The organism is Levilactobacillus huananensis, from assembly GCF_003946145.1.
GTDB classification, from domain to species: Bacteria; Bacillota; Bacilli; order Lactobacillales; family Lactobacillaceae; genus Levilactobacillus; species Levilactobacillus huananensis.
In genome coordinates this window covers 74,425-95,816 of record NZ_RHOC01000006.1, presented here as the reverse complement: position 1 = coordinate 95,816, position 21,392 = coordinate 74,425, and the positions used below count along the sequence as shown (strand labels likewise).

Genomic DNA, 21,392 nt, shown 5'->3' with positions numbered 1-21,392 from the left:
GTCTTTTTTTATGATTATTTTGGTTCACGGGGTCGTTCAATCGGTCTGCCGAATAATGTTTCATGTGAAACATTATTCGGCATCGATGAAAATGGTGAAGGACGAGCAGAGACAGGATTTCCGGTCAGCTTGACTGATGTGAGAAAAGTCATGCTCATAGTGAGGGATCACGGTTGCTTCTAATTTGGAAGTTGTGAGGAGAACCCCACTTTTTAGAGCATTAGCCAACTCATAGAAGTTACCAGGGCATAAAAATAAGGTCGATGGATGAATCGGGACGCCCCCCTCATGGGATTGGAGCGGTGTTAACGAAATTTGGTGGGGTGTCTTATTAGTTTAAAGGGGGGACTGGTGGAGGCCCCCCCTCTAGTGCTAGAATAAGGCTTAACATGTTTCTGGAAAGGAGAGGCTGTATAGTATATGCAAAAAGAAATTCGGTTGCGTTGGTTAGTCGTGGGCGCTTTGTTCAGCAGTATTGGCATGAGTTTTATTTGGCCGCTGACGACCATTTACCTGCATAACCGACTGGGCGCATCATTGACAAAGGTTGGGGTGATCCTATTATTTTATTCCCTAGCAAACGTTGTTGGGAGTGTCCTTGGGGGCCGACTGTTCGACCGTCGAAACCCTTATTATTTAACAATTGGTGGGATTTTGCTCTCACTGGTTACGCTGGGGGGACTTATCATTAATCATGGTTGGCCGGCCTTCCCGATTGCACTGCTCTTCTTAGGATTAGCATCGGGTTGGACGTTAACCATGGTGAACTCCCTCGGAACGACGATTCATAGCCGCGATGGACGCTACATCTTCAACATGTTGTATTTCGCACAGAACTTAGGGGTGGTCTTGGGGACAGCCCTGGTGGGGTACGTGTACAGCACCAGTGTCACGCTATTATTTGCAATTGCCTTTGCACTTTTCGTTCTATTTCTCATCGTGGTGGTTCGACACTACAAAGCGCCTGCCGTGACGCAACCCAAGGTGGTCTCAGCCAAAGAAAAGGTTCAGATCAAGATTCCGCGGCCTAACCAGCGAATTATGCTGACATTCTTTTTCTCGTTAATGGTTATTTGGATTATGTATACGCAATGGGAGTCTAACCTGTCCGTTTATATGACGGGAATGGGGATTCCAATGAAGAGTTATAGTCTGTTATGGACCTTAAATGGGGGACTGATTGTGGTCCTACAGGTCTTTATTAATTGGCTTGGGAACTACTTCAGTAACCTGTATCTGCAGGTCTACGCCGGCATCTTCTTCCTGGCAATCTCGTTTGTGACGTTGATCTTTGCCAAGGACTATATGCACTTCACGATTGCCATGATTATTCTGACGATGGGTGAAGCGACGGCATTTCCAGCAATTCCAGCGATCGTTAATAATCTCACCCCCGCTGCGGTTAAAGGGAAGTACCAAGGGATGTCCAATGCCTGGACGTCTGTTGGGAAAGCCATTGGGCCGCTGATGGGTGGGATCATCATTGATCAGACGTCTTATACGTTACTGTTCATTATTGCGGCGGTAACGATTATGGTGATTCTGGGATTGAATATTTTCGTGGTGACGGTCAACCGTCGGCGCGTGAAAACTTTTAAATGAGTTTTCACCTGAATGGTGTATAATACCTGATAGTAGGAGTATTAGACACTAGGGAAATCAGGGGAAGGCTTATGAACAGAAGAATACGGGGAATTAGCGGCCTGCTGATTGGTTTAATTGTGGGGCTCATTATTTTTGGGCACCCATCGGAAAATCGGTCAACCATTACGGATTCTGTCGTTCAGCCCACTTCGGGGCAAACGGTGGTGCAGGTTACCAATAAGACAACGGGTCATGGTCACGTTGAGATTAAGACGCAGACCACGACTAGCCAGGCGGGGAAGACGGTTAGTCGTCAGACAACCACGTCACCGCAGGGACAGCAACAGACTCGGGGAAAGTAACGTCTGTGTATAAAAAAATAATTTAGCGACGACGCTATGCAAATAGGGCCGACGATGAGAAGAGCTAGCCATACTGCCGTATGGGCTAGCTCTTTTTTGGTTGTCATGGTCAAAAATATACATAAAAATGAATGTTTATAAAGCTATTGACAAAGAAAATGAATGATGATAAATTTAATCACAATACTTGAGACCAGGCAAAGAAGAGTAACGTCGAGGGCGGGTCTAGCGAATTCGGGAAGATGGAAGCCGAATCGACCCCTCGACGTGAAGCGCATCGGAGCGTCGTTATCATGAAATGAGTAGTGATGACTGGGTCGTGCCCATTATCGCACGTCGCGTTGGCTGAAGGCCGCGCATTGAGAGATAAAACAAGGTGGTACCGCGAGTCGTTCGCCCTTGTTGGTTGTGATTAACCAGCAGGGACGGGCGACTTTTTTGATCGGGCCGGATAAGTGAGGGACTTTAAAATGAAAAAAATATTGGGATTGAGTTTTGGTTTGTTAGCAGTGGCTGCTTTGGCCGGGTGTGGGACGACGCAGGCAGAGAGCAGTACCAACCGGACGTTAAAGGTCACTATGGTGGGGAACCCGGCGACGGCGAACCCTGCTATTTCCGGAGACAGTAATAGTTCAAGTCTGATTGCACAGACGGAAGAAGGGCTGTATACCTTGGATAAGAACGGCAAGGTAGCTCCGGGTGTGGCAGAAGAGGTGGTTAAGCCAACCCATAACGGGACGGTATATACCTTCAAGATTAAGCAGAATGCTAAGTGGCAGAACGGTGATCCCGTGACGGCCCAAGACTTTGTTACCTCCTTTCAATGGCAGGTGAATCCCCAATCCAAGTCCCAGGTCGCCAACAAGCTGAAGTTCCTGAAGAACTATGAGGCTGTTCAATCTGGTAAAGCCAAACCGACGACACTAGGTGTGAAGGCTCTCAATCAGAAGACCTTGCAGCTGACCCTGTCAAAGCCACAGCCTTGGCTGGGAGACATCCTAGCGACGTCAGAATATCCCATGAAAACGAGCCTTTTTAAGCAATACGGTAGTCAGTACGGGACTTCCGCCGATAAGACCTTGTCCGATGGGGCCTATAAGCTGGTTAATTGGAGTGGAACCACGGACAGTTGGTCCTACGAAAAGAACGATCAGTATTGGAATGCCAAAAACGTCAAGATTAGCCAGGTAGATGTTCAGGTCGTCAAGGATCCCGGGACGTCATCGAGTCTTTTCAAATCGGGCGCGGTTCAGGAAACCACGCTTTCGGGACAGTACATTAAGCAAAATGCGAATGACCCAGAAATGAAGACCACGTTGAATAGCTCGATGCGGTTCTTGGAATTTAACGATAAGAAGAAAATCACTCATAATACGAAGCTACGTCAGGCTTTCTCCCATGTTGTGAACAGACAAGCTCTCACGAAGAACGTGCTTCAAGACGGGTCCTCGGCCGCTAAGAACCTGATTCCTTATGGGGACGGGAATGACCCCAAAACCGGCAAGGACTTCTCAGAAGATGTTGGGAACCTGTTGCAGTACAACCCGTCTAAAGCCACGAGCCTGTGGAAACAGGCTAAGCAGGAACTAGGGATTAAGACAGCCAATCTGGAGCTGCTGACGGCCGATACGGACGAGCAGAAGCACACGGCCCAGTACTTACAACAACAGGCCCAGAAATACATGCCAGGGCTTCATATCACGATTAAATCGATGCCACTGGCCCAACAGATTGCCAAAGGGTCAGCTGGAAACTTTGATATCGACCTAGATGGTTGGAATACAGATTGGCGGGACCCTTCCGACTTTCTCCAAATGGCGGATGGCAAGAGTTCGGTCAACTTCACCAAGTGGGATAACACCCATTACAGCCAGCTGATGGCTGAGATTGATAGCACGGCGACGTACAGCATCCAACAGCGATGGAACTTGATGAAACAGGCCGATACGTACGTCACCCAGCAGGCTGGCTTGGTGCCTTTGTATCAGCAAGCTAAGGCGCACTTGGTTTCTAACAAGGTTGGCGGGTTGAAGTATACGATGATGAGTGATGCGCAGTATAAGTATGCTTACTGGAAGTAGCGTGTTAAGCAAGACTCTGACAATGGTCATAACCATTAAGCATCGGTTTCCCGCAAATTAAGCCCCGTATGGCCCCCGATAACGGGCTACGATGACTAAGTCGTCCAGCGGGGCCAGATTCATGCCGAGCGGTCAATTTGAAGCACCACAAAGCCGCGGGAATTTTCCCGCGGCTTTGTTTGATCAAAATTAAATAAGGAGTAAAAGGTTAAACTCAAAACTAATTTTTGAAAATACCTGAATTTGCCTGAAAACTTTGTTACGATAAGATTAGACTAATCAGGGGAAACTAGAACGGCCTGCGATCATGGGGAGTGATTGGTGTTTTGATCACGCAAGTGGGCAGCTTTAGACAGGTTAGGTCTGAGGAGGAGATGGCGTGAGTTTTAGAAGGATCTTACGGGATCAGATTAAACAATCGCTAGATTTGGTGGAAATCTTCATTTTTTTATTAATCCCTGTGTTCTTTATTAAGGCACTTGTGGATTTTTTGATGCAAGGACAAGTCTTTTGGCTCAATGATGCCTTGGTTTTCCTGAGAAGTGCAAGCGGCTTTGTCTTACTCCTCTTTGCGATCGAAGTGGGAGTTGCGATTCGCCGTTATTGGTCACGCTAAACAAAAAAGCTCACGACAATCGTCGTGAGCTTTTTTGTTTCTGATGCCTATTTACCCGTTAGAACTGAGAAACGTGACTCCGCAAGAAAGCCGGCCACGAGTTGCTCAGCAATACTGGTAGCCGCATGCGTAGTGAGGCTGGGCCGAACGGTTCGGACCAACGTTGCCACATCGGCGTTAGATGTGGGTTGCCGCTTTAAGGAACGTTGAATGAGCGCTGTTTCAATCTTTTTGATTTCGCCAGGCTTGAACTCATAGTCGAGAAAAACCAGGGCACTTGATTGAAGTTCAAGCTTTTCGCAGATGGCATCCAGCACCTCAAGCGTGAGGGCTTCCTTGGAAAAAACTGAGGACATAGGCGATCCTTCTTTCATATGTAAGAGTGGTTGCGAGTCAAGGGTAACAGACACCCAGCAAAAACGCCAGTGATGGCGGCTCCCCCTGGAACTAAAAGATGAGGCGTGGGGGATGCGCCAATGCAAGCCAAGCAAGAATGAATAAACATAAGGTAATCGGATAAATATTCTTTTAGGGCACAAAAAAATCAGCAACCACGAAGCCATTCCTTCGTGAAAGCTGATTAGTAATTATGGGCAGCCAGGGGATCGAACCCTGGACCCACGGATTAAGAGTCCGTTGCTCTGCCAGCTGAGCTAGCTGCCCATGTGATAAGTTGTTGCTGTTGTATGTCTTCCATATCAACGAGAACTATCATATCATGAGGATTGGGGGTGCGCAACCCCTTTTTCAAAAAAAGTTGATTTTTATTCAAAAAATTGGTTATTTAAGAAAGCAAATCCCCGGTATTTCAAGGATTAGACGAACTTGAAAAAATAAAAGTTTTTTTACGAACTTTTGATTAAAAGGGGGATTTGGCCTTGGTGAATGTGCAACTACGCCAAAAAATAAATGAAAAAAGTTGAATAATAGACATAATTAGCTCAATTGTTCATGACTACAATGTATTTCCCAGGAAATGGTAAGTTAAAAGCACCTTAAATCCTTTACGGCCAAGGCCTGAAAGATAGGTCATGATGTGTTATAATTTAGGCAACGTTGCTTTACCGGTCCTGGATCTTTCTCAGGCCGCGCAACGGCTTTTAATTTTTTACCGAGCTTACCCACTAGGGGGGCTCACTTCTAACTTGACTTTAAACGAGAAAAAAATGTAACCCTAACTGTAGTGGCCCCGTTGACGATGGTTTTTTGACATCCAATGGCTGGCCTGCCGATAATCCTGTAATTATCGGATCGGACTGTATTTCCCTTAAGGAGGAAATTTTTAATTATGCCTAAAAAAATTCTAGTTGTCGATGATGAAAAGCCTATCACGGATATTATGAAGTTTAATTTGGAAAAGGAAGGGTACGAAGTCGAAGTTGCTTACGACGGCGAAGCCGCTATCCAGCAAGTTGAAGACGCTGCGCCAGACCTGATTATCCTTGACTTAATGTTGCCCAAGGTTGATGGCTTAGACGTTGCCCGTGAGATTCGGAAAAAGCATGACATGCCTATCATCATGGTAACGGCCAAGGATTCAGAATTAGACAAGGTTCTCGGTCTGGAACTAGGGGCTGATGACTACGTGACAAAGCCCTTCTCTAATCGAGAATTGGTCGCACGGGTCAAGGCCAACTTACGGCGCCAGAATACGGCCGCCCATGCCCAACCAGAAGAACCAGAAAACCAAGATATTGAAATTGGTGATTTAACGATTCATCCCGAAGCCTACTCAGTTTCCAAGCGGGGCGCCAACATTGAGTTGACCCACCGTGAGTTTGAATTACTTCACTACCTGGCCCAACACATTGGTCAAGTGATGACGCGGGAACACTTGCTCCAAACGGTTTGGGGCTACGATTACTTTGGAGACGTGCGGACTGTCGATGTGACTGTGCGTCGTTTACGAGAAAAGATTGAAGATAGTCCAAGTCACCCAACCTGGCTGGTTACGCGGCGTGGTGTGGGTTACTATTTGCGCAACCCTGAAGATCAGGCCTAAGCGAGCGGTTTACCGCTAAATCTCGCATTGGAGGAGTATGTCACTTCGTGAATAGCAAAATTAAATTTTTCCAGTCGATTCACTTTAAAATCGCGCTGGTTTTCGCGCTCCTCCTGTTGTTAACGCTGGAGATCGTGGGGGCCGTGTTCGTCCGACAATTGGAACGTCAGAACTTGAATACCTTTAAGTCACAACAAGTGGTTCAGACTTACATCGTGAATCGCTTGTCTGACGAGCTGTCGACGACGAATACCACGTCCGCAGATAAGAAAATTAAATCGACTCTCTCAGAGATTAACAACACCAACAATGCTCAGATTAGAGTCATTGACAACAAGGGAACCATCCGCGGGACCAACGAAGTCGACAACCAAGGGGTTGTTGGCCAGAAAACCACTGACAATAACATTAAGAATGCTATCTACAATAACCGCGATGTGGTTCGGACAACCTATAATTCTCAGAATAATAGCCGGTACTACACCACCATTACGCGAATAATTCGAACGCAGGGTAATAACAGCGAATTAGTCGGGGTTATTTCGATGCGGTCGAGTTTGGATTCCGTTTATCAGAATATTAATCAAATCACGCTAATTTACGTGTCCGCAGCCTTCGTGGCCATTATTTTGGGGCTGGTGATGGCCATTATTATTTCCCGGGCTATCACGAGACCAATTGATGAGATGAAGAAACAGACCTTACGGATCGCCCGGGGAGACTATTCTGGGCACGTTCGAGTCTATGGGAGTGATGAACTGGGGCAGTTGGCCAGTGCTGTTAATAACCTCTCTGTCCGGGTTGAAGAAGCCCAAGAGTCCACGGAATCTGAACGTCGGCGACTAGACTCCGTCATGGCCCACATGACGGATGGGGTTATCGCCACCGACCGCCGTGGGAATGTCACGATTATTAATGAAACGGCCACGAGCTTCTTGGATACCGACTCTGACGGTGCCGTTGGCAAATCAATTCTGGACTTACTGGATATCCGCGACAACTATACGTTGCGCGAATTGCTAGAGAACCCAGATGATTTAGTTTTGGACTTTTCTACTAAGGAACATGACCTAATTCTACAAGCTTACTTCTCCTTGATTCAGCGAGAATCCGGCTTCATCTCCGGTTTGGTCTGTGTGCTTCACGATGTCACGGAACAGCAGAAGATTGATCAGGATCGTAAGGAATTCGTTTCGAACGTCTCTCATGAGCTGCGGACACCGTTAACCAGTGTGCGGGCCTACATTGAGTCGCTTTCCGAAGGGGCCTGGAAAGATCCTGAGGTGGCGCCACACTTCTTAAAGGTGACGCAGGAAGAAACGGACCGAATGATCCGCATGATTAACGACCTGTTAACCTTGTCACGGATGGATTCCGGGACGCAGAAGGTTGATATGGAAATGGTTAACTTGAACGAGCTTTTCAACTACGTGTTGGATCGCTTCGATATGATGTTGAAACAAGATGATCGACCAGAAAAGACTTACACCATCAAACGGGACTTCACTAAGCGAGATCTGTGGGTTGAAATTGATACCGACCGCTTCACGCAAGTGTTGGATAATTTGATGAATAATGCGATTAAGTACTCGCCAGACGGTGGGGTCATCACTTGCCGGCTGTTAGAGACCCATAACAACGTGATTTTGAGCGTTGCTGACCAAGGTTTGGGGATTCCGCGTGCGGATATTCCACGAATCTTTGATCGGTTCTACCGGGTTGATAAGGCCCGTTCACGGGCACAGGGTGGGACTGGGCTAGGCCTGGCCATCTCCCGTGAAGTTGTCCAGTTATTGGGCGGCCGAATCTGGGTTGATAGTCGCGAGGGCAGAGGGTCAACGTTCTACATTTCCCTGCCTTACAAGCCATACGAGGAGGATGATCTCTGGGATGAAGATAACTAAAGCTCTCCTACCATTGGGATTGACCGTCGCGGTGGCTGTCAGTGTGGTCCTGTCCGCGATGATTTGGACCAATCCGGCGCAGTATGAGCACAGTCGCCAGCGTGGCTCCAATACGCCGGCGACGGACCTGAACACGCGACCACAGAAGGATGTTTACCTCCCCACGCAGGTCATTTATAGCGATGGTACGGGAAAACAAGAACTATTAAACAACCGAAAAGTTAATTTGACGACTGAGATTCGTGAATCCTTGGAAAAATGGAACTTCAGTCGACTGAGTCGGGTTCACGTGGCGTCCAAGGCGGATTACATGACTTACCTGACGCGTAAGAACAGTTTGCTATTGTCGTACGCGAGCCCGATCAATGGTCGCCTCTTCAATACGGTCTTTAACGGTAAACTGACACGGACCACGACGCAATTTTCACGGATCATGGTGCCACTAGGCAATAGCGACCACATCTATCTGCTAGACGACCGGAAACAGAACGTCTATCAGGTCAAGGTGAAGTCGTCACAGGTCACGGCCATCAAGAAGATTCTGAAGGAAAATCTCTTTCGGATTGACGTTAAGATGCAGTGGCTCGGAGATTCCGCCTCGGCCTATGTTACCGACAGTGTTACGGTGCCGTCTTACAGCTACCTGGTCAACCAGCAGTCCACGGACTACTTCACGACTCGCCTGTTAAATAAGGGAGAGTCGACCAACGTTTCGGCCAAGAAGAATAAGGAAAGCACCATTTATAGCGATGGCGCCTCGCGGCAACTTACCGTGTACAATAAGAGTGGAACCGCGTTGTTTGAGGACTACAGTGCCTTACAGGCTTCGCTGAGCTTCAACCAGGCGTTAAAGTCTGGTTATGATGCGGTGAAGACCATTGGGATTCCAATGGAAAACCTGCGTTATTACGGCTACAATGCCAGCAAGTCTACGGTGACCTATCGGAGTTTCGTCGAAGGTTTCCCAATCTTCAATCAAAGTAACTACGGTGCGGCACGGATTCAAATGCTGTCACAAGGTGTGCGGCGGTATAACTTCGCGATCTATAGTCTTCAGGTGCCAGTGCCAACCGATAAGAAGTCGGTGACCTTGCCTGGGACACAGAATATCATTGATCAGTTGGTTGCGGCCGGCTATCATAAATCTAAAATTAGCAGTTTACAGATTGGTTATCAGTGGCTCGCGTCCTCCTCGTCAGACAAGGTCGTGAACCTGACACCAACCTGGTATGTGCACTACGACGGGAGTTGGAAGACTGCCACGCAGATGCTGAAACCATAAACAAGAGGTAAGGGGGCCAGTCCGGTATGGATTTTCGACGCATTGAGTGGCTATTTCTAGTCGCGTTCATCGCCCTTGATATTTTCCTATTTGCCGCGTTTCAGCGCGACACCACGGGCCAGACCGAGACGGCCTCCAGCCGTTCGGTAGATAGCGACACCACGATCGTAAAGGAAATGCGGGCCGACGATATTAAGTTCTCGACACCCTCTAAGAAGAGTGGCGAGGGCTATTACATCTCCACCAGTAACAATGATAGTGTGAAGAGTGGGTTGACCAGCCTGACCGACCAAACGGTGCGTTATCAGTCGGATGGGACCTTTGTTTCGACCTTCAAGGCGGCCATTAACGGCGTGGATACCAAGCATCCAAACCGAGTACTGGATGAGGTGGTTAATAACGCCTCACTGATTCTAAATGGGGATCAGTACAAGTACAACGTGCAGTTATCCAGTCATAACACGGTCGTTTATACGCAGCGGGTCACGGATGGGCAGATCTATTCCAAGTTTGGGGAGATTCGCTTCAGTCTGACCAACACTGGCTCGGTTACCGGCTACTCACAAGGGTATCTGCCGGGAGTCAAGACCTTACGGGAAAAGACGGATACGATTTCCGAACGAAAGGCCCTCATTTGGTTGTATCAATATAATCAGATCGCCAATAATAGTAAGGTTGTGTGGACGAAGCTGGCCTACACGCGGTACTTCAATTTGAAGAACAGCAGTGTGTACATTCCAACCTGGATCATCGCGTACAAGGCTGACAGTGGTAATAACGCCGGAGTCCTCCAGCTTAAACGGGTGAATGCCTTTACCGGTGCTATCCTGAATTCGGATAGTAGTGTGAAGTCCGTCAGTGGAACCGGGAGCGCCACAACCAGTGAATAAAGATTTCTAAGGGCGACTGCGGTCGTCCTTTTTTAATGAGGACGACTGTGGGCGAGAATTGGCCGCTGGCGGGCTGCTTACCGTGGAACTGGTAAATACGCATAAATGGCTGAAGCGGGGCTACCTGGCGCTGTAACAGCGTCGTAAGCCTACTTTAGCCGAGAAGTGCGGGATCCCTCATGAATGAAGCTTGAATATAAGATGATTGATACGCGGTTAGTTACAACGATACGGAAATGCGGTATTATTACGGTATTGAATTTAAGGAGAGGGCAGATGGAATTGCGGACAGATGCAACAGATGAGTTGCGAATTAGTGTTTTATCCAGTGGTAGTACAGGAAATGTGTGCTACGTGGAAAGCCCTAACCAGCGGATCTTAATCGACGCGGGCCTTAGCGGCAAGAAAATTGAAAAATTGATGGGCAATATTGGCCGGGACTTAAATGACGTCAATTCGTTATTGGTTACCCATGAGCATTCGGATCACCGGCAAGCGGTCGGCATTTTAGCACGACGGTACCAACAGCTCAATGTCTATGCCAACGAGGGAACTTGGGACGCGATGAGTTCGAAGATTGGCAAGGTTGATTTGGCTCAGAAGCACCTCTTTGCGCCAGACACCGTTCAGACCTTTGGTGACATCGACGTGGAGAGCTTTTCGGTCTCCCATGATGCCGCGGAACCCCAATTCTACGCCATTCATTACCACGGCAAGACCTTTGTTATCTTGACAGATACCGGCTATGTCTCCGAACATGTAGAAGGCGTGATCAAAGACGCCGATGCTTATTTGTTGGAATGTAACCATGATGTCGAAATGTTGCGGATGGGCGAGTATTCTTGGCCATTAAAGCAGCGGATCCTCGGTGATAAGGGGCACTTGTCCAATGAGGAAGGGGCCGATACCTTGATGGATGTGCTTGGCAATCGGACCAAGAAGATTTATCTGGGGCACCGAAGCCTTCACAACAACATGCAGTCACTGTGCCATCTGACCGTGGCCTCGATGATGGAGAACCGTGACTTCGGTGTTGGCCATGATTTTCAGTTAATTGATACCAATCCAGAAGAGGCAACTCCCTTGGTTGCGCTGTAGAAAACTTTAGGATTTCACCATCTATTTATCAAAAAAAATTCACAGGATCCGGGTAATATAGAACTTACTAAACTAGCGGCCGGTGACCCGGCCGACGAATGAGGAGGGTTCGCGCTTTTTGCGCAATATGATGGATAATAATAATCAAAATAATCAATCTAATGATAATAATCAAACAACACCAACACCTCAGACTCGTAAACGAGGCGGCTTAACCCTGACAAAGGTGGCCGTAACGGCACTGGTTGCTGGACTATTAGGTGGGGGTGCTGCCTACGGCGGTATTACTTATTTTAATAATAGTGGCATTAATGATACGGCTGTACCAAGTGGAAGTAATTCAACTGGCAATACGAAGACGTCTAATGTGACGGTCAATGTTAACAGTCAATCCACTAAGGCCTTCAATAAGGTAAAGGGCGCCATGGTTTCCGTGGTCAACTTGCAGAAACAAAGCAGTAGTAACAGCACGTTGGGCCAATTATTCGGTCAGGATTCTTCATCATCTTCGAATTCGAGTTCCTCCAAAGCGGCCTTAGAGGAGGCCTCTGAGGGATCAGGCGTTGTCTATAAGAAGGACGGCAACACGGCTTACATCGTCACCAACAACCACGTCGTGTCCGGTTCATCCGCACTGCGCGTGGTCACAAGCTCTGGTAAACAATTACAAGCAAAACTAGTTGGTAAGGATTCTGTTACCGACCTGGCTGTCCTGAAGGTTAACGGTGCTTCACTTAAGACGGTGGCTTCCTTCGGGAATTCCGATGATATCAAGGTCGGTGAGACCGCGTTAGCCATCGGATCGCCACTGGGTAGCCAGTACGCAACGTCCTTAACCGAAGGGATCATTTCCGCTAAGAAACGGACGATTGAGACCACGAACTCTGCCGGGACTCAGACTGGGAATGCGACGGTTATCCAAACCGATGCCGCCATTAACCCTGGGAACTCTGGTGGGGCGCTGATTAACGTCGGTGGTCAGGTTGTTGGGATCACCTCGTCGAAGATTGCCAGCGATGCCGAAGGGACCAGTGTTGAGGGGATGGGCTTTGCCATTCCGTCCAATGAAGTGGTCAACATCATCAATCAACTGGTTAAGAAGGGGAAGGTTGTGCGTCCAGCGTTAGGGATTACCTACGTGGACCTCGCCAATGTTTCCAGTTCGCAGCAAAAGTCAGTTCTGAAGTTGCCATCTAGCGTGGATGCTGGGGTTGTCGTCATGAGTGCCTCCGCTGACTCACCTGCTAAGAAGGCGGGCTTGGCCAAGTACGATGTGATCACCGAGTTGGGTGGCCATCAGATCTCTGATCAGTCAACGTTGCGGGATCTTCTCTATAAGTATAAGTTGAATGATACCGTGTCGATGACGTACTACCACAACGGAAAGAAGCAGACCACAAAGGTCAAATTGACCGAGACGTCTTCACAGTTGAGTAAGTCGACGACTGCGACGTCAGAAAGCTAAAATCAAGGGTTGAAAGTGAAAACGCCAGTGGGAATTTTCTCCACTGGCGTTTTTTGCTGTGATAAACTATTAATTGAAAAGCCGAAGTTTCGAGGGGACTGACAGGGACTGAAAGCGGTTATCCTTGGGAAAGGAACCGAACGAAGACTTAACCCAGGCCGTGGGTAATTCAGGCTAGAAAATTTCTAAAAAGGCGATTGTGGATAACTTTGAGGACAACTGGATTCCTGTTACGGTGGATAACTTATAAACAGGAGACTGGCGCGGTTGATGCCGGTGCAAAAGTTATCCACAGGTTCAGTGGATAACTGTGGATAGAAAATATTTTATTGAAAATATAATAATAGAAAACGCGTCATATCAGGGATTGTAAGCGGTAGCCCCGAACGCCCGTTTTGGGGGATAGTAGTGGATAACTAAAAAGGCATTGACTTTTTTCCAAAAAATAGATGTCGTAGGGTAGTCGGCGTTTACCCCCAATATCTAGGAACACGGCTTGTCCACCTGTGGATAACTTTGTGGATAACCTGTGCATAGGAGGATAATTATGAACATCAAGTTTGTCGTCGTCGGTAAGTTAAAGGAAAAGTACTTTAAACAAGGGATCGCAGAGTATGCTAAGCGACTTTCGCGTTTCTGTAAATTTAGTATTGTTGAGGTGCCGGATGAAAAGGCCCCAGAAAACCTGTCACAGGCAGAAATGGACCAGGTGATGGCTGCGGAAGGGGAACGGATCCTGAGCAAGATTAAGGACCGTGAATACGTTTATGCACTGGCTATTCTCGGTAAGGAACGCTCATCAGAGGAGTTTGCCAAGGAGATCAAGGACTTAACGACCTACGGCCACTCAGATATCACGTTCGTCATTGGGGGGTCCTTGGGACTGACCCCAGCCGTTCTGAAGCGTGCAGATACCCAGATTTCGTTTGGCCGGTTCACCTTACCCCACCAACTGATGCGGCTGGTGCTGACGGAGCAGGTTTATCGGGCATTTATGATTAATGAAGGATCTCCGTATCATAAGTGATGCGGTTTTTCTTGGGATTAATCGCTGAGTGGGGAGTTACGGTAGTCCGTATCATAAGTAGTGCGGTTTTAAGAAATTGTGAGGGTCCGCGCCCTCCAAGGTATACTGGTGATTTCTTGCCAACCCTGACATGAGCTGTATAGAGTAAAAGCCACCCGATTATCTCAGGTGGCTCTAGGTGCTTATTTATAGTGTTTAAGTACGGTAAATGATCCTTTTTTGAAATGGGCACTGTACGCGTGCTTGCTGGTCCATTTGTATTTATGTGGACTTTTAAGCAGCCAATCGAAGCCATCTCGACCTAGATAGCTAATTTTTACGACAGCTCCTTTATGTAAGGTGTAACTTCCCGAGACTTTATTTTGATAAGAGGCTTTACCATATTTGATACGGTTAACCTTAGTGTTTTTCTTGACCTTAACTTTGTACCAGCCGTTAGTATACTTCATTTGCCACGGAGCAGCCTGTGCAGTTTGGGCTGGTTCGATTAGTGGTGTGACAGCTGAAATGCCCAAGATAGTCGTTGCGATTAGTGCGATTGATTTTACTTTTTTCATGGGTTGACCTCCTCATTGATAGCCTAAGTATACAAAATGTGGAAGCTTGTTCAAGTGAATAACAGCACGTACTTTTCCTTATAAATGACCTAATGAAAATGAATTATCCGTGTTTTCAAATATATATTATTACCATGAAGGCTTAGTGTATCTGACACTAGGCCTATTTTTGTATACAGGAGGATGTTGAAGTATGAGTGAAAATGTCGTTTATGATGCGCTATTTCCAATTTACCAAGAATTAAATGATTTAGTTGGTGAGGAGAATATGCTGAAAATTTATGGCTATTGGCGAGGGTCACAGGTTAGCCTGCCAATGCGGTTGTATAACTCCAAGCAGTTGCGACCGATTTTAAAGGCGTCTAGGGCCAGCAACAAGGATTTGGCTAGACTATATGGGTATTCCGAGCGCTGGGTTCGAGATAACCGTCGGTAAGAAGTTAGTGCGGACTTCAAGGAAAGTGTAAGTACTTTTGTAAGGTCATTTAGCAGTTACGAAAAGAACCAGTATCGACTAAAATTTCAATTGAGAGGTGGCGAGTTAATGGTCGAAGATGTTGATATTAAAGCCTTACACCAGTTTTACCGAAGCTTAAGTGAAGTAGTTGGCACAGAGGCCATGTTGCGTATTCATGCTCAGTACAAAGGGACTCAATTGAGTATTCCAATTCATCTGTACGACCGTAAACTGGCCGCTCAGCGAGTGAGAGAAGAGTTTGATGGACACAATCAAATGGCGTTGGCTCATAAGTATGGCTACTCGCAGAAGTGGGTGTACAAAGTTTTGAGACGAGAGGATTAATTTTTAGTTGAAAGGATGTTAGTTTATGTCATTTTTAATGCTAGTTATTATTGTGGGTGGTGGTGCTTGGTTCGTACACTGGAAATTTGGATTTAGTTGGGGCAAAATTTGGGGTAGTATTGGTGTCGGTGCGTTTATGTTAGTACGCTGGGCATTTAGTCAAGACCACGAACATAGACAAAAGATAGATGCGCGTTTTAAACGGTTGAGTCAGCTGACAAATGAAGAGTTGAAGAATTACGCCAACGACTACACGAACTCGCCAGAAGAACGGAGCTCGGCACTTAGAATGCTGAATACGCGTCGTGAGAATGGGACAGGTCCATTCTAGTAGTTATTTTAAATGCGTTGATATTAATTATTAGTAATTAATGATTTGGAGGGAAATATAATGAGTAAATTTAGTAAGATAGCTGTAACAGCAATGACCGTACTTTTTGTGGGTGGAGCGGTGTCAACAACGGCTGATGCTGCAACTTGGCACAAGGGTACACCAAAGGCAGTAAGAGGTTCATGGAAACGGAGTTACAACCAAAATGGTACAAAGAATACAATACGATTTAAGGTCAAAGCCAAGTCAATCACTCAGTCTCGAACGGGTTGGGCAAATACGAGTTTAACGAATGTCAAATATAAGAAGGTTAGCGCTGGCACGTACAAGTTAAAGGGTACTTATCATAATGGCAACTTGACTAAGAAGAATTCGCATATGAAGGTCAAGAAGAGTCATGGTAAAGTTACGTACAAGTTTTCTTGGTCTGGTAGCTATTCTTATTTGGGCTGGTATCACAAGTAACAATTAAAATAATAATTATAACTTTAGGGCCAACTGACGTTTCTATACAACGTCAGTTGGCCCTATTTTTGTGTACTGGATCATAGGAACATAGAAAAAGGAGAACGAAATTATGACAGAAGCAGCAATGACGAGTCCCTTAAGTTTCAAGCTTGAAGGCACGGTAAAGTTCAACAAGGCCAAAACCCACCGGTATGAATTGAGAATTACGTGGAATCAACCGGCCAAGAAATTAGCGATGGTCATTACCAATTTTCCGGGTAGTAGTGATGGTGTAGTCATGGATTTGACAACAATGCTGATTGTTAATCATGTGAGTCAACTAGGATTTGACGGTGTAGTAATGGTCAACTTATTTTCAGCACTAGGTATTAATGAAAATCCTAAGCTGATGTCGAGTGGCGTAGATTCGGTCACTGATCAGGTCATTTTACTGTCTGCTAATGAAGTTAAGCAGGTTATCTTGGCTACGGGTTCGTTTACCAATCAAAATGTGTTAGCCCAGAAGCGGCAAGATAGTGTAGTAAATGGTCTTAAGAAAGCGGGGCTTGATAAAAAATTAGCAACGCTTTGTGATGGCAGCGGAAAACCAGCACATCCATTGGCTGCCAAGGTTCGTAAAGACTGGCATATCCAAGTTCTTTCAAACTCAAAGGGGGAAAAACAGCGATGATTATCGATGAACAGATGTGGAAGCAAGCATTAGCTTACGAGGCATGCAATTACTTGAATAGGAAGGTATCTCCGCAAGAATTAGTTGGTGAGGCGGGGGTATTTGAGCGAGATGAACTGGATCCAGACTTACTTCCAACGGACAGTAACTCGATTCTGCCAGTGAGGGTCATAGCGTATGTGTATGATATTGCTGGTACTGACTTGATGGCGTATGCACTTGTCGGTCTGGAGTCGGAGACGTTCTACTTGATGGGACTGTTTAAAGACGGACGTCTGGTCTGGTTTGAGGAGGGGTAATGCATGAAGATAAACAAGTTTGTTCTACAACGGATTGGCCTAAAGGTTGTCGCCGCTATCATTACAGAGCTAGTGAGACTTGTAGATTTAGCCAATAAAGAAGCACAAAGGCAATCACATTAGTTGTTGATAATATTTTCCCAATCGCTAGTATGGTTGGTTGCCTGATTGAGTTGATTAATGATGGGCCGTATTTTAGCAACGGTTTCTTTGATTTTATCCAGATCTGAATTCGGTAAATCTGCAAAGTTCTCGTTCCATTGTTTAAAATAGTCGATGATTTTATTGGAATCATCAGTCAGGGCTTGGGATAACTCTGTCGAAAACGTGGATGCATCAAGTGTGCCTGCATCAATTTGATTGTCGAATTTTTTAAGAGCATTAGTGACCCTTTGCAGAGGATACGTTGTTGTTTTTACTTGAGTGCTTTTTAAAAGGGCACAGGTAAGAAAGGTATCTAGCGCAACGAATAATTGAGTGATAGATGCAGTGTCAATCTGTTTTATGTTGTCGACACGTTTAACTAAACTAACGTTATTTATATCGTAATTTAGAAAATCTTCAATAGTTATATGCGTTGACTTAGCAGACAAACCCTTATAAGAATTTATCTGTGATTTTAGTTGTGCTGATTTTATAGACCTAGAGTTTATTGTATTAAAGTTGTCGATAGTCTTGGTGATTATCTTAGTGCCTAATTGCTCATTCTTAACTCCAGCAAATAGTTCGATTCCTTGATGTATATTGAGCGCAGAATGTTCCTTTTGCGTTGAGGAGACTGCTGATTTAGTAGAAGGGTTGCTAGTAGGTGGTGTGCTTGAAAGCCCTCTTTGAACTAGGAGAGGCTTTAAATACAGTGCAATACCTTCCTTGGTGAATGGGTGGTCAGCGTATAGTTGTTGAATCAGATTCTTAACTTCAGTTTCAAGGTTAGAAGGAAATCGGTTTTCAAACTTTAGAGATTGAACATTGGAGAATGAGTTGTCAGTTTCAACTCTGTCTAAGACAGATGAAACGTTGTTTGCGGTATTAAATGAATTTGTAACAGCAAATTGCTCAAGTAATACATTCAATAAATCAATGCTCTTAGTAGTCTGTTCCATGTAATTTGGAATTTCCGCTGTACCATTCAACGTAGTAACAATTTCTCCAAGCACACTTTCTCCGATGTGTTTGTTTCCATGAATCAGATTTTGACTATAGTGATATGCCTGCGAGTGATGAATGGTTTCATACCCGAACTTATCATTTTGAATATCGACGATTTTTGTTAAACTCTCATTTTTGTTCTTGAGGACAGTATACCGATTTTTGAGGGCTGGTTCTTCTCGACCACCTACTAGGGTATTGGAAGCGGAAATTGCGGCTAGCCATGGAATGGCTTCGAATAGATATACTGAGTCGTCGCTGTCTTGTTGGGGTAGAGTGTCTTTTACTATTTTCTTGACCTTCTTATCTAAAGGTGAATTTGATTTAGCTGAATGAACGTTGTTTAGTGATGATGTGTTTCCTAGATTTTCGTGATTCAAGATTTTTTCTGCTTCAATGGCAATAGTTGTGAGGTCATGTGAATCCAGTTCGAAATTATTTGTTGACATAATGTCTCCTAGTTATATGGCTACCCGTGTTTTCAAAAAAAATAGGCGGGTATAGATTTAAGGGCCTGCATCAGATGTAATCTGAATTCATCAAGAAGGAGCAATCCCTCTTGAAATTATTATAGCTTAGTTGCGTCTTCAAATGAGGGTGTGACTAGGCTGGAAAAGAGGATATTTTAATGTCTGATGGAAAAGAAAGTAACTTAGGGTCATATCGTGAGGATCGTGTCAGTCATCCTTTTGGATTACCCGGGATTCAGATTGAATTGAATGACTATGCTGTTGGCGAATGCGTAAAAACGGCTGAATTAGTCTCACAGGCGGAGGATGAAGGTTATTCGAAGCGCCAGGTTTATGGTGCGATTGCTGCCGCGGTCGACAGGGGTTGGATTCGGAAAGTTGGAACCAATACCTATGAAGTCTGCGGCGAATCAAAGACCAAGTATAAAGCCAAGCGCAAACCCAATATGCCAGAACACACGGATGAAGGAGGCGAAGTTCTTGACTCCTTGGAATGAAATTAAGATCCCGGCTAGCTATCAGCTGGGAGAAAACGGTTTGTTCTGCTATAACGTGAAGGAGAAAGGATACGTCTATCTTTGTCCACCCATGGCTTTTACTACGGGCTTTTCGTCCCTAGAGGATGGAGAAGAACGCTATATTCTTCAATATACAAATAGCCGACATGACGTAGTAGAAACGGAAGTCGCCGCAACTCAGCTTACTTCCCGTGAAGTTGAGTCCTTGGTTGGTATTGGGGTAGGGGTTACCCCTACCAACAAGCTTCAACTCCTTAAATATCTGGTAGCCCAACGACGGTGCATATCTATTGAGTTGTCGTATCACTCAATTGGTTGGCTAAACGAGTCTGAGTTTGGTGCGGACAAATTAATTAGTTTGAATGGAAAGCGTGACGGCTTTTTAAAATCGGATGCGTTCGATTTAACGCCAGAAGGAACTAGGGAAGGATGGTTTAACATGTACGATAAAATTTCGGACAATGTAGCATTAGTCTTTGCCGTTGTTGCTGGGTTGTCTAGCGTTTTACTGGCGCCACTTTCCGACGCGTACAGCGATCTACGTAGTATTATTTTTTCGTTGATTGGTAATTCGTCTACGGGAAAGACAACGGCTTCATTACTTGCTGTCTCAACGTCGGGACAAACACGTTTAGCTGCTTCCGGAACGTTGATGAGAAGCTTTAGCGCGACGCCCACAGCCATTCCAATCATGTTTTCTGGAGATAGAGGGATTCCAATCGTCTTAGACGAGGTGAGTCGCTACAGTGGACGCTCGCTAACCGACGTCGTGTACAACCTTGCCGAAGGAACTAGCAAGGCCCGGGCCACGAAAGAAGCTTCCCTAAAAAGTGGAACTTCATGGCAAACGACTATTTTTGTGACCGGAGAGCATGGATTACTCGACGGGACGATTACGGCAGAAAACGACGGGCTGCGAACGCGGGTGATTGAATTTGATTCTGTGACATGGACACGTTCTGCAGAAGAGGCAGAATTGGTTCGAGCAGTGTGCAATCAAGACTATGGTCATTTGCTAACGCCGTTTGCGACGTGGGTGCTAACCAACCGTGAAGCAGTGATTGCTAAATTTCCAAAGTTAGTTGACCGAGCAAAGGCTATGATGGATGACTCGGTTTACCGTGACCGACTAGCGGTGAAATTTGCAGTGCTGGGGATGACTGCGCTTGCCATGAATAAATGTTTTCCGGCAGAATTTGATATCGATGCCGAGAGAATTATGACTTTTGCTATTGAAAATTCTAAAGCCAATTGGTCGACGAACATCGCCTCTCGTGTATATTCAAAGTTGATTGATTATCTCAAGGCTCACCAGTCTCAGTTGATTATTAAAGGTGTGACGGTTCCTCATGCCGAAGTAATTGGCCAGATTTCGATGGTAGGTAAAGAGCTTTACGTTGACCTTTACCCCAATAGTTTCAAGACGATAGTAATTAAAGAGCTACGCGCCCAGAGCGATAAAATCGTTTTATCATCGTTTAAGCAGGCCGGATACCTGAGAAATGAGTCGGATCGTAACACTGCTCGAGTGAAGATACAGGGGAAGCGTCGCGCGGTTGTCTCAATTGTAATTCCAGATGTAGACCAAGAAGATTTCTCGCAACGACAGGCCTTCAATGAGAACGGCAACTTAAAAAATGCCAGCACGTCTGAAACTCCAAGCACGAATCCTCAGATTTTGAATCAGATGTTCAATACGACTGAACCAGATGATGATATTGACCAGATTCTAGGCAATGAAGGGGGCGCTAATCATGGTGAAAAATGAAATATCACTCGATGAATTTGCTGACGAGGTAGCTACAGCCCTTCTAGAG

Annotated in this window: 22 protein-coding genes and 1 tRNA gene; 19 read left to right on the top strand and 4 right to left on the bottom strand. The window is 45.9% G+C overall.

Annotation, left to right across the window (positions count from 1 at the left end; all coding sequences use genetic code 11):
- The first annotated feature begins 420 nt into the window (after positions 1–420).
- From EKM71_RS06580 to EKM71_RS06565, 4 genes are all read left to right on the top strand, one after another.
- Positions 421–1,602: an MDR family MFS transporter gene (locus EKM71_RS06580; protein ID WP_125573826.1), complete on the top strand. Its 1,182-nt coding sequence runs from the start codon at positions 421–423 to the stop codon at positions 1,600–1,602.
- 71 nt (positions 1,603–1,673) lie between these two features.
- A complete protein-coding gene (locus EKM71_RS06575; RefSeq protein ID WP_125573825.1) occupies positions 1,674–1,946 on the top strand; it encodes a hypothetical protein in 273 nt (90 codons plus the stop codon).
- A gap of 470 nt (positions 1,947–2,416) precedes the next feature.
- Positions 2,417–4,027 carry a peptide ABC transporter substrate-binding protein gene (locus EKM71_RS06570; RefSeq protein WP_125573824.1) on the top strand — a complete coding sequence of 537 codons (1,611 nt, stop codon included), beginning with the start codon at positions 2,417–2,419 and terminating at the stop codon, positions 4,025–4,027.
- Between the two features lie 379 nt (positions 4,028–4,406).
- Positions 4,407–4,643, top strand: a complete 237-nt coding sequence (locus EKM71_RS06565) for a hypothetical protein (protein WP_125573823.1) — start codon at positions 4,407–4,409, stop codon at positions 4,641–4,643.
- 47 nt (positions 4,644–4,690) lie between these two features.
- On the opposite strand, the gene EKM71_RS06560 is transcribed toward EKM71_RS06565, so the two are convergent.
- Positions 4,691–4,999 carry a hypothetical protein gene (locus EKM71_RS06560; RefSeq protein ID WP_125573822.1) on the bottom strand — a complete coding sequence of 103 codons (309 nt, stop codon included), beginning with the start codon at positions 4,997–4,999 and terminating at the stop codon, positions 4,691–4,693.
- Between the two features lie 234 nt (positions 5,000–5,233).
- A tRNA-Lys gene (locus EKM71_RS06555) sits at positions 5,234–5,306 on the bottom strand.
- A gap of 625 nt (positions 5,307–5,931) precedes the next feature.
- On the opposite strand from EKM71_RS06555, the gene yycF reads away from it, so the two are divergent.
- From yycF to rlmH, 7 genes are all read left to right on the top strand, one after another.
- Positions 5,932–6,645 (top strand): response regulator YycF, encoded by a 714-nt coding sequence (gene yycF, locus EKM71_RS06550; RefSeq protein WP_057878201.1) that lies wholly within the window; start codon positions 5,932–5,934, stop codon positions 6,643–6,645.
- Positions 6,646–6,692: 47 nt separating this feature from the next.
- Positions 6,693–8,549 carry a cell wall metabolism sensor histidine kinase WalK gene (gene walK, locus EKM71_RS06545; RefSeq protein ID WP_125573821.1) on the top strand — a complete coding sequence of 619 codons (1,857 nt, stop codon included), beginning with the start codon at positions 6,693–6,695 and terminating at the stop codon, positions 8,547–8,549.
- The gene (locus EKM71_RS06540) at positions 8,536–9,831 is read left to right on the top strand and encodes a YycH family regulatory protein (RefSeq protein WP_125573820.1); all 1,296 of its coding nucleotides are present in this window, start codon (positions 8,536–8,538) and stop codon (positions 9,829–9,831) included. The genes walK and EKM71_RS06540 overlap by 14 nt, the downstream gene beginning before the upstream one ends.
- Positions 9,832–9,857: 26 nt before the next feature.
- Positions 9,858–10,721, top strand: a complete 864-nt coding sequence (locus tag EKM71_RS06535) for a two-component system regulatory protein YycI (RefSeq protein ID WP_125573819.1) — start codon at positions 9,858–9,860, stop codon at positions 10,719–10,721.
- A 276-nt stretch (positions 10,722–10,997) separates the two neighbouring features.
- Entirely contained in the window at positions 10,998–11,819 is an 822-nt protein-coding gene (locus tag EKM71_RS06530) for an MBL fold metallo-hydrolase (protein ID WP_125573818.1), read from the top strand.
- Positions 11,820–11,946: 127 nt separating this feature from the next.
- A complete protein-coding gene (locus EKM71_RS06525; RefSeq protein ID WP_125573857.1) occupies positions 11,947–13,284 on the top strand; it encodes a S1C family serine protease in 1,338 nt (445 codons plus the stop codon).
- 547 nt (positions 13,285–13,831) lie between these two features.
- Entirely contained in the window at positions 13,832–14,311 is a 480-nt protein-coding gene (gene rlmH, locus EKM71_RS06520; protein ID WP_125573817.1) for a 23S rRNA (pseudouridine(1915)-N(3))-methyltransferase RlmH, read from the top strand.
- A 182-nt stretch (positions 14,312–14,493) separates the two neighbouring features.
- Here the strand turns inward: rlmH and EKM71_RS06515 are convergent, their stop codons facing one another.
- Complete coding sequence (locus tag EKM71_RS06515) at positions 14,494–14,868, bottom strand: hypothetical protein (RefSeq protein WP_125573816.1); 375 nt, start codon at positions 14,866–14,868, stop codon at positions 14,494–14,496.
- 193 nt (positions 14,869–15,061) lie between these two features.
- Between EKM71_RS06515 and EKM71_RS06510 the strand changes: the two genes are divergently transcribed.
- The 6 genes from EKM71_RS06510 to EKM71_RS06485 all read left to right on the top strand — a co-directional run bounded on the left by EKM71_RS06510 (position 15,062) and on the right by EKM71_RS06485 (position 17,438).
- Positions 15,062–15,304, top strand: a complete 243-nt coding sequence (locus EKM71_RS06510; RefSeq protein WP_125573815.1) for a hypothetical protein — start codon at positions 15,062–15,064, stop codon at positions 15,302–15,304.
- A gap of 108 nt (positions 15,305–15,412) precedes the next feature.
- Entirely contained in the window at positions 15,413–15,670 is a 258-nt protein-coding gene (locus EKM71_RS06505) for a Mor transcription activator family protein (protein WP_125573814.1), read from the top strand.
- Between the two features lie 25 nt (positions 15,671–15,695).
- Complete coding sequence (locus EKM71_RS06500; RefSeq protein WP_125573813.1) at positions 15,696–16,001, top strand: hypothetical protein; 306 nt, start codon at positions 15,696–15,698, stop codon at positions 15,999–16,001.
- Between the two features lie 60 nt (positions 16,002–16,061).
- A complete protein-coding gene (locus EKM71_RS06495; protein ID WP_125573812.1) occupies positions 16,062–16,466 on the top strand; it encodes a hypothetical protein in 405 nt (134 codons plus the stop codon).
- A 112-nt stretch (positions 16,467–16,578) separates the two neighbouring features.
- Positions 16,579–17,139: a DUF1643 domain-containing protein gene (locus EKM71_RS06490; protein ID WP_125573811.1), complete on the top strand. Its 561-nt coding sequence runs from the start codon at positions 16,579–16,581 to the stop codon at positions 17,137–17,139.
- Entirely contained in the window at positions 17,136–17,438 is a 303-nt protein-coding gene (locus EKM71_RS06485) for a hypothetical protein (protein WP_125573810.1), read from the top strand. The genes EKM71_RS06490 and EKM71_RS06485 overlap by 4 nt, the downstream gene beginning before the upstream one ends.
- A 119-nt stretch (positions 17,439–17,557) precedes the next feature.
- Here EKM71_RS06485 and EKM71_RS06480 read toward each other — a convergent pair whose 3' ends face one another.
- Entirely contained in the window at positions 17,558–19,036 is a 1,479-nt protein-coding gene (locus EKM71_RS06480) for a hypothetical protein (RefSeq protein ID WP_125573809.1), read from the bottom strand.
- A gap of 179 nt (positions 19,037–19,215) precedes the next feature.
- On the opposite strand from EKM71_RS06480, the gene EKM71_RS11065 reads away from it, so the two are divergent.
- Positions 19,216–19,554, top strand: a complete 339-nt coding sequence (locus EKM71_RS11065; protein WP_164504745.1) for a hypothetical protein — start codon at positions 19,216–19,218, stop codon at positions 19,552–19,554.
- A complete protein-coding gene (locus tag EKM71_RS06475; RefSeq protein WP_164504744.1) occupies positions 19,538–21,343 on the top strand; it encodes a DUF927 domain-containing protein in 1,806 nt (601 codons plus the stop codon). Before EKM71_RS11065 ends, EKM71_RS06475 begins: the two co-directional genes overlap by 17 nt.
- Positions 21,344–21,392: the final 49 nt, after the last annotated feature.

Coding starts and splice junctions, on each gene's coding strand:
- EKM71_RS06570 (WP_125573824.1), top strand. CDS start 2,417: ATGAAAAAAATATTGGGATTGAGTTTTGGTTTGTTAGCAGTGGCTGCT.
- EKM71_RS06515 (WP_125573816.1), bottom strand. CDS start 14,868: ATGAAAAAAGTAAAATCAATCGCACTAATCGCAACGACTATCTTGGGC.
- EKM71_RS06495 (WP_125573812.1), top strand. CDS start 16,062: ATGAGTAAATTTAGTAAGATAGCTGTAACAGCAATGACCGTACTTTTT.
- EKM71_RS06580 (WP_125573826.1), top strand. CDS start 421: ATGCAAAAAGAAATTCGGTTGCGTTGGTTAGTCGTGGGCGCTTTGTTC.
- EKM71_RS06525 (WP_125573857.1), top strand. CDS start 11,947: ATGATGGATAATAATAATCAAAATAATCAATCTAATGATAATAATCAA.
- EKM71_RS06575 (WP_125573825.1), top strand. CDS start 1,674: ATGAACAGAAGAATACGGGGAATTAGCGGCCTGCTGATTGGTTTAATT.
- EKM71_RS06480 (WP_125573809.1), bottom strand. CDS start 19,036: ATGTCAACAAATAATTTCGAACTGGATTCACATGACCTCACAACTATT.
- EKM71_RS06530 (WP_125573818.1), top strand. CDS start 10,998: ATGGAATTGCGGACAGATGCAACAGATGAGTTGCGAATTAGTGTTTTA.
- rlmH (WP_125573817.1), top strand. CDS start 13,832: ATGAACATCAAGTTTGTCGTCGTCGGTAAGTTAAAGGAAAAGTACTTT.
- EKM71_RS06535 (WP_125573819.1), top strand. CDS start 9,858: ATGGATTTTCGACGCATTGAGTGGCTATTTCTAGTCGCGTTCATCGCC.
- EKM71_RS06510 (WP_125573815.1), top strand. CDS start 15,062: ATGAGTGAAAATGTCGTTTATGATGCGCTATTTCCAATTTACCAAGAA.
- yycF (WP_057878201.1), top strand. CDS start 5,932: ATGCCTAAAAAAATTCTAGTTGTCGATGATGAAAAGCCTATCACGGAT.
- EKM71_RS11065 (WP_164504745.1), top strand. CDS start 19,216: ATGTCTGATGGAAAAGAAAGTAACTTAGGGTCATATCGTGAGGATCGT.
- EKM71_RS06485 (WP_125573810.1), top strand. CDS start 17,136: ATGATTATCGATGAACAGATGTGGAAGCAAGCATTAGCTTACGAGGCA.
- EKM71_RS06540 (WP_125573820.1), top strand. CDS start 8,536: ATGAAGATAACTAAAGCTCTCCTACCATTGGGATTGACCGTCGCGGTG.
- EKM71_RS06500 (WP_125573813.1), top strand. CDS start 15,696: ATGTCATTTTTAATGCTAGTTATTATTGTGGGTGGTGGTGCTTGGTTC.
- EKM71_RS06490 (WP_125573811.1), top strand. CDS start 16,579: ATGACAGAAGCAGCAATGACGAGTCCCTTAAGTTTCAAGCTTGAAGGC.
- EKM71_RS06560 (WP_125573822.1), bottom strand. CDS start 4,999: ATGTCCTCAGTTTTTTCCAAGGAAGCCCTCACGCTTGAGGTGCTGGAT.
- EKM71_RS06505 (WP_125573814.1), top strand. CDS start 15,413: ATGGTCGAAGATGTTGATATTAAAGCCTTACACCAGTTTTACCGAAGC.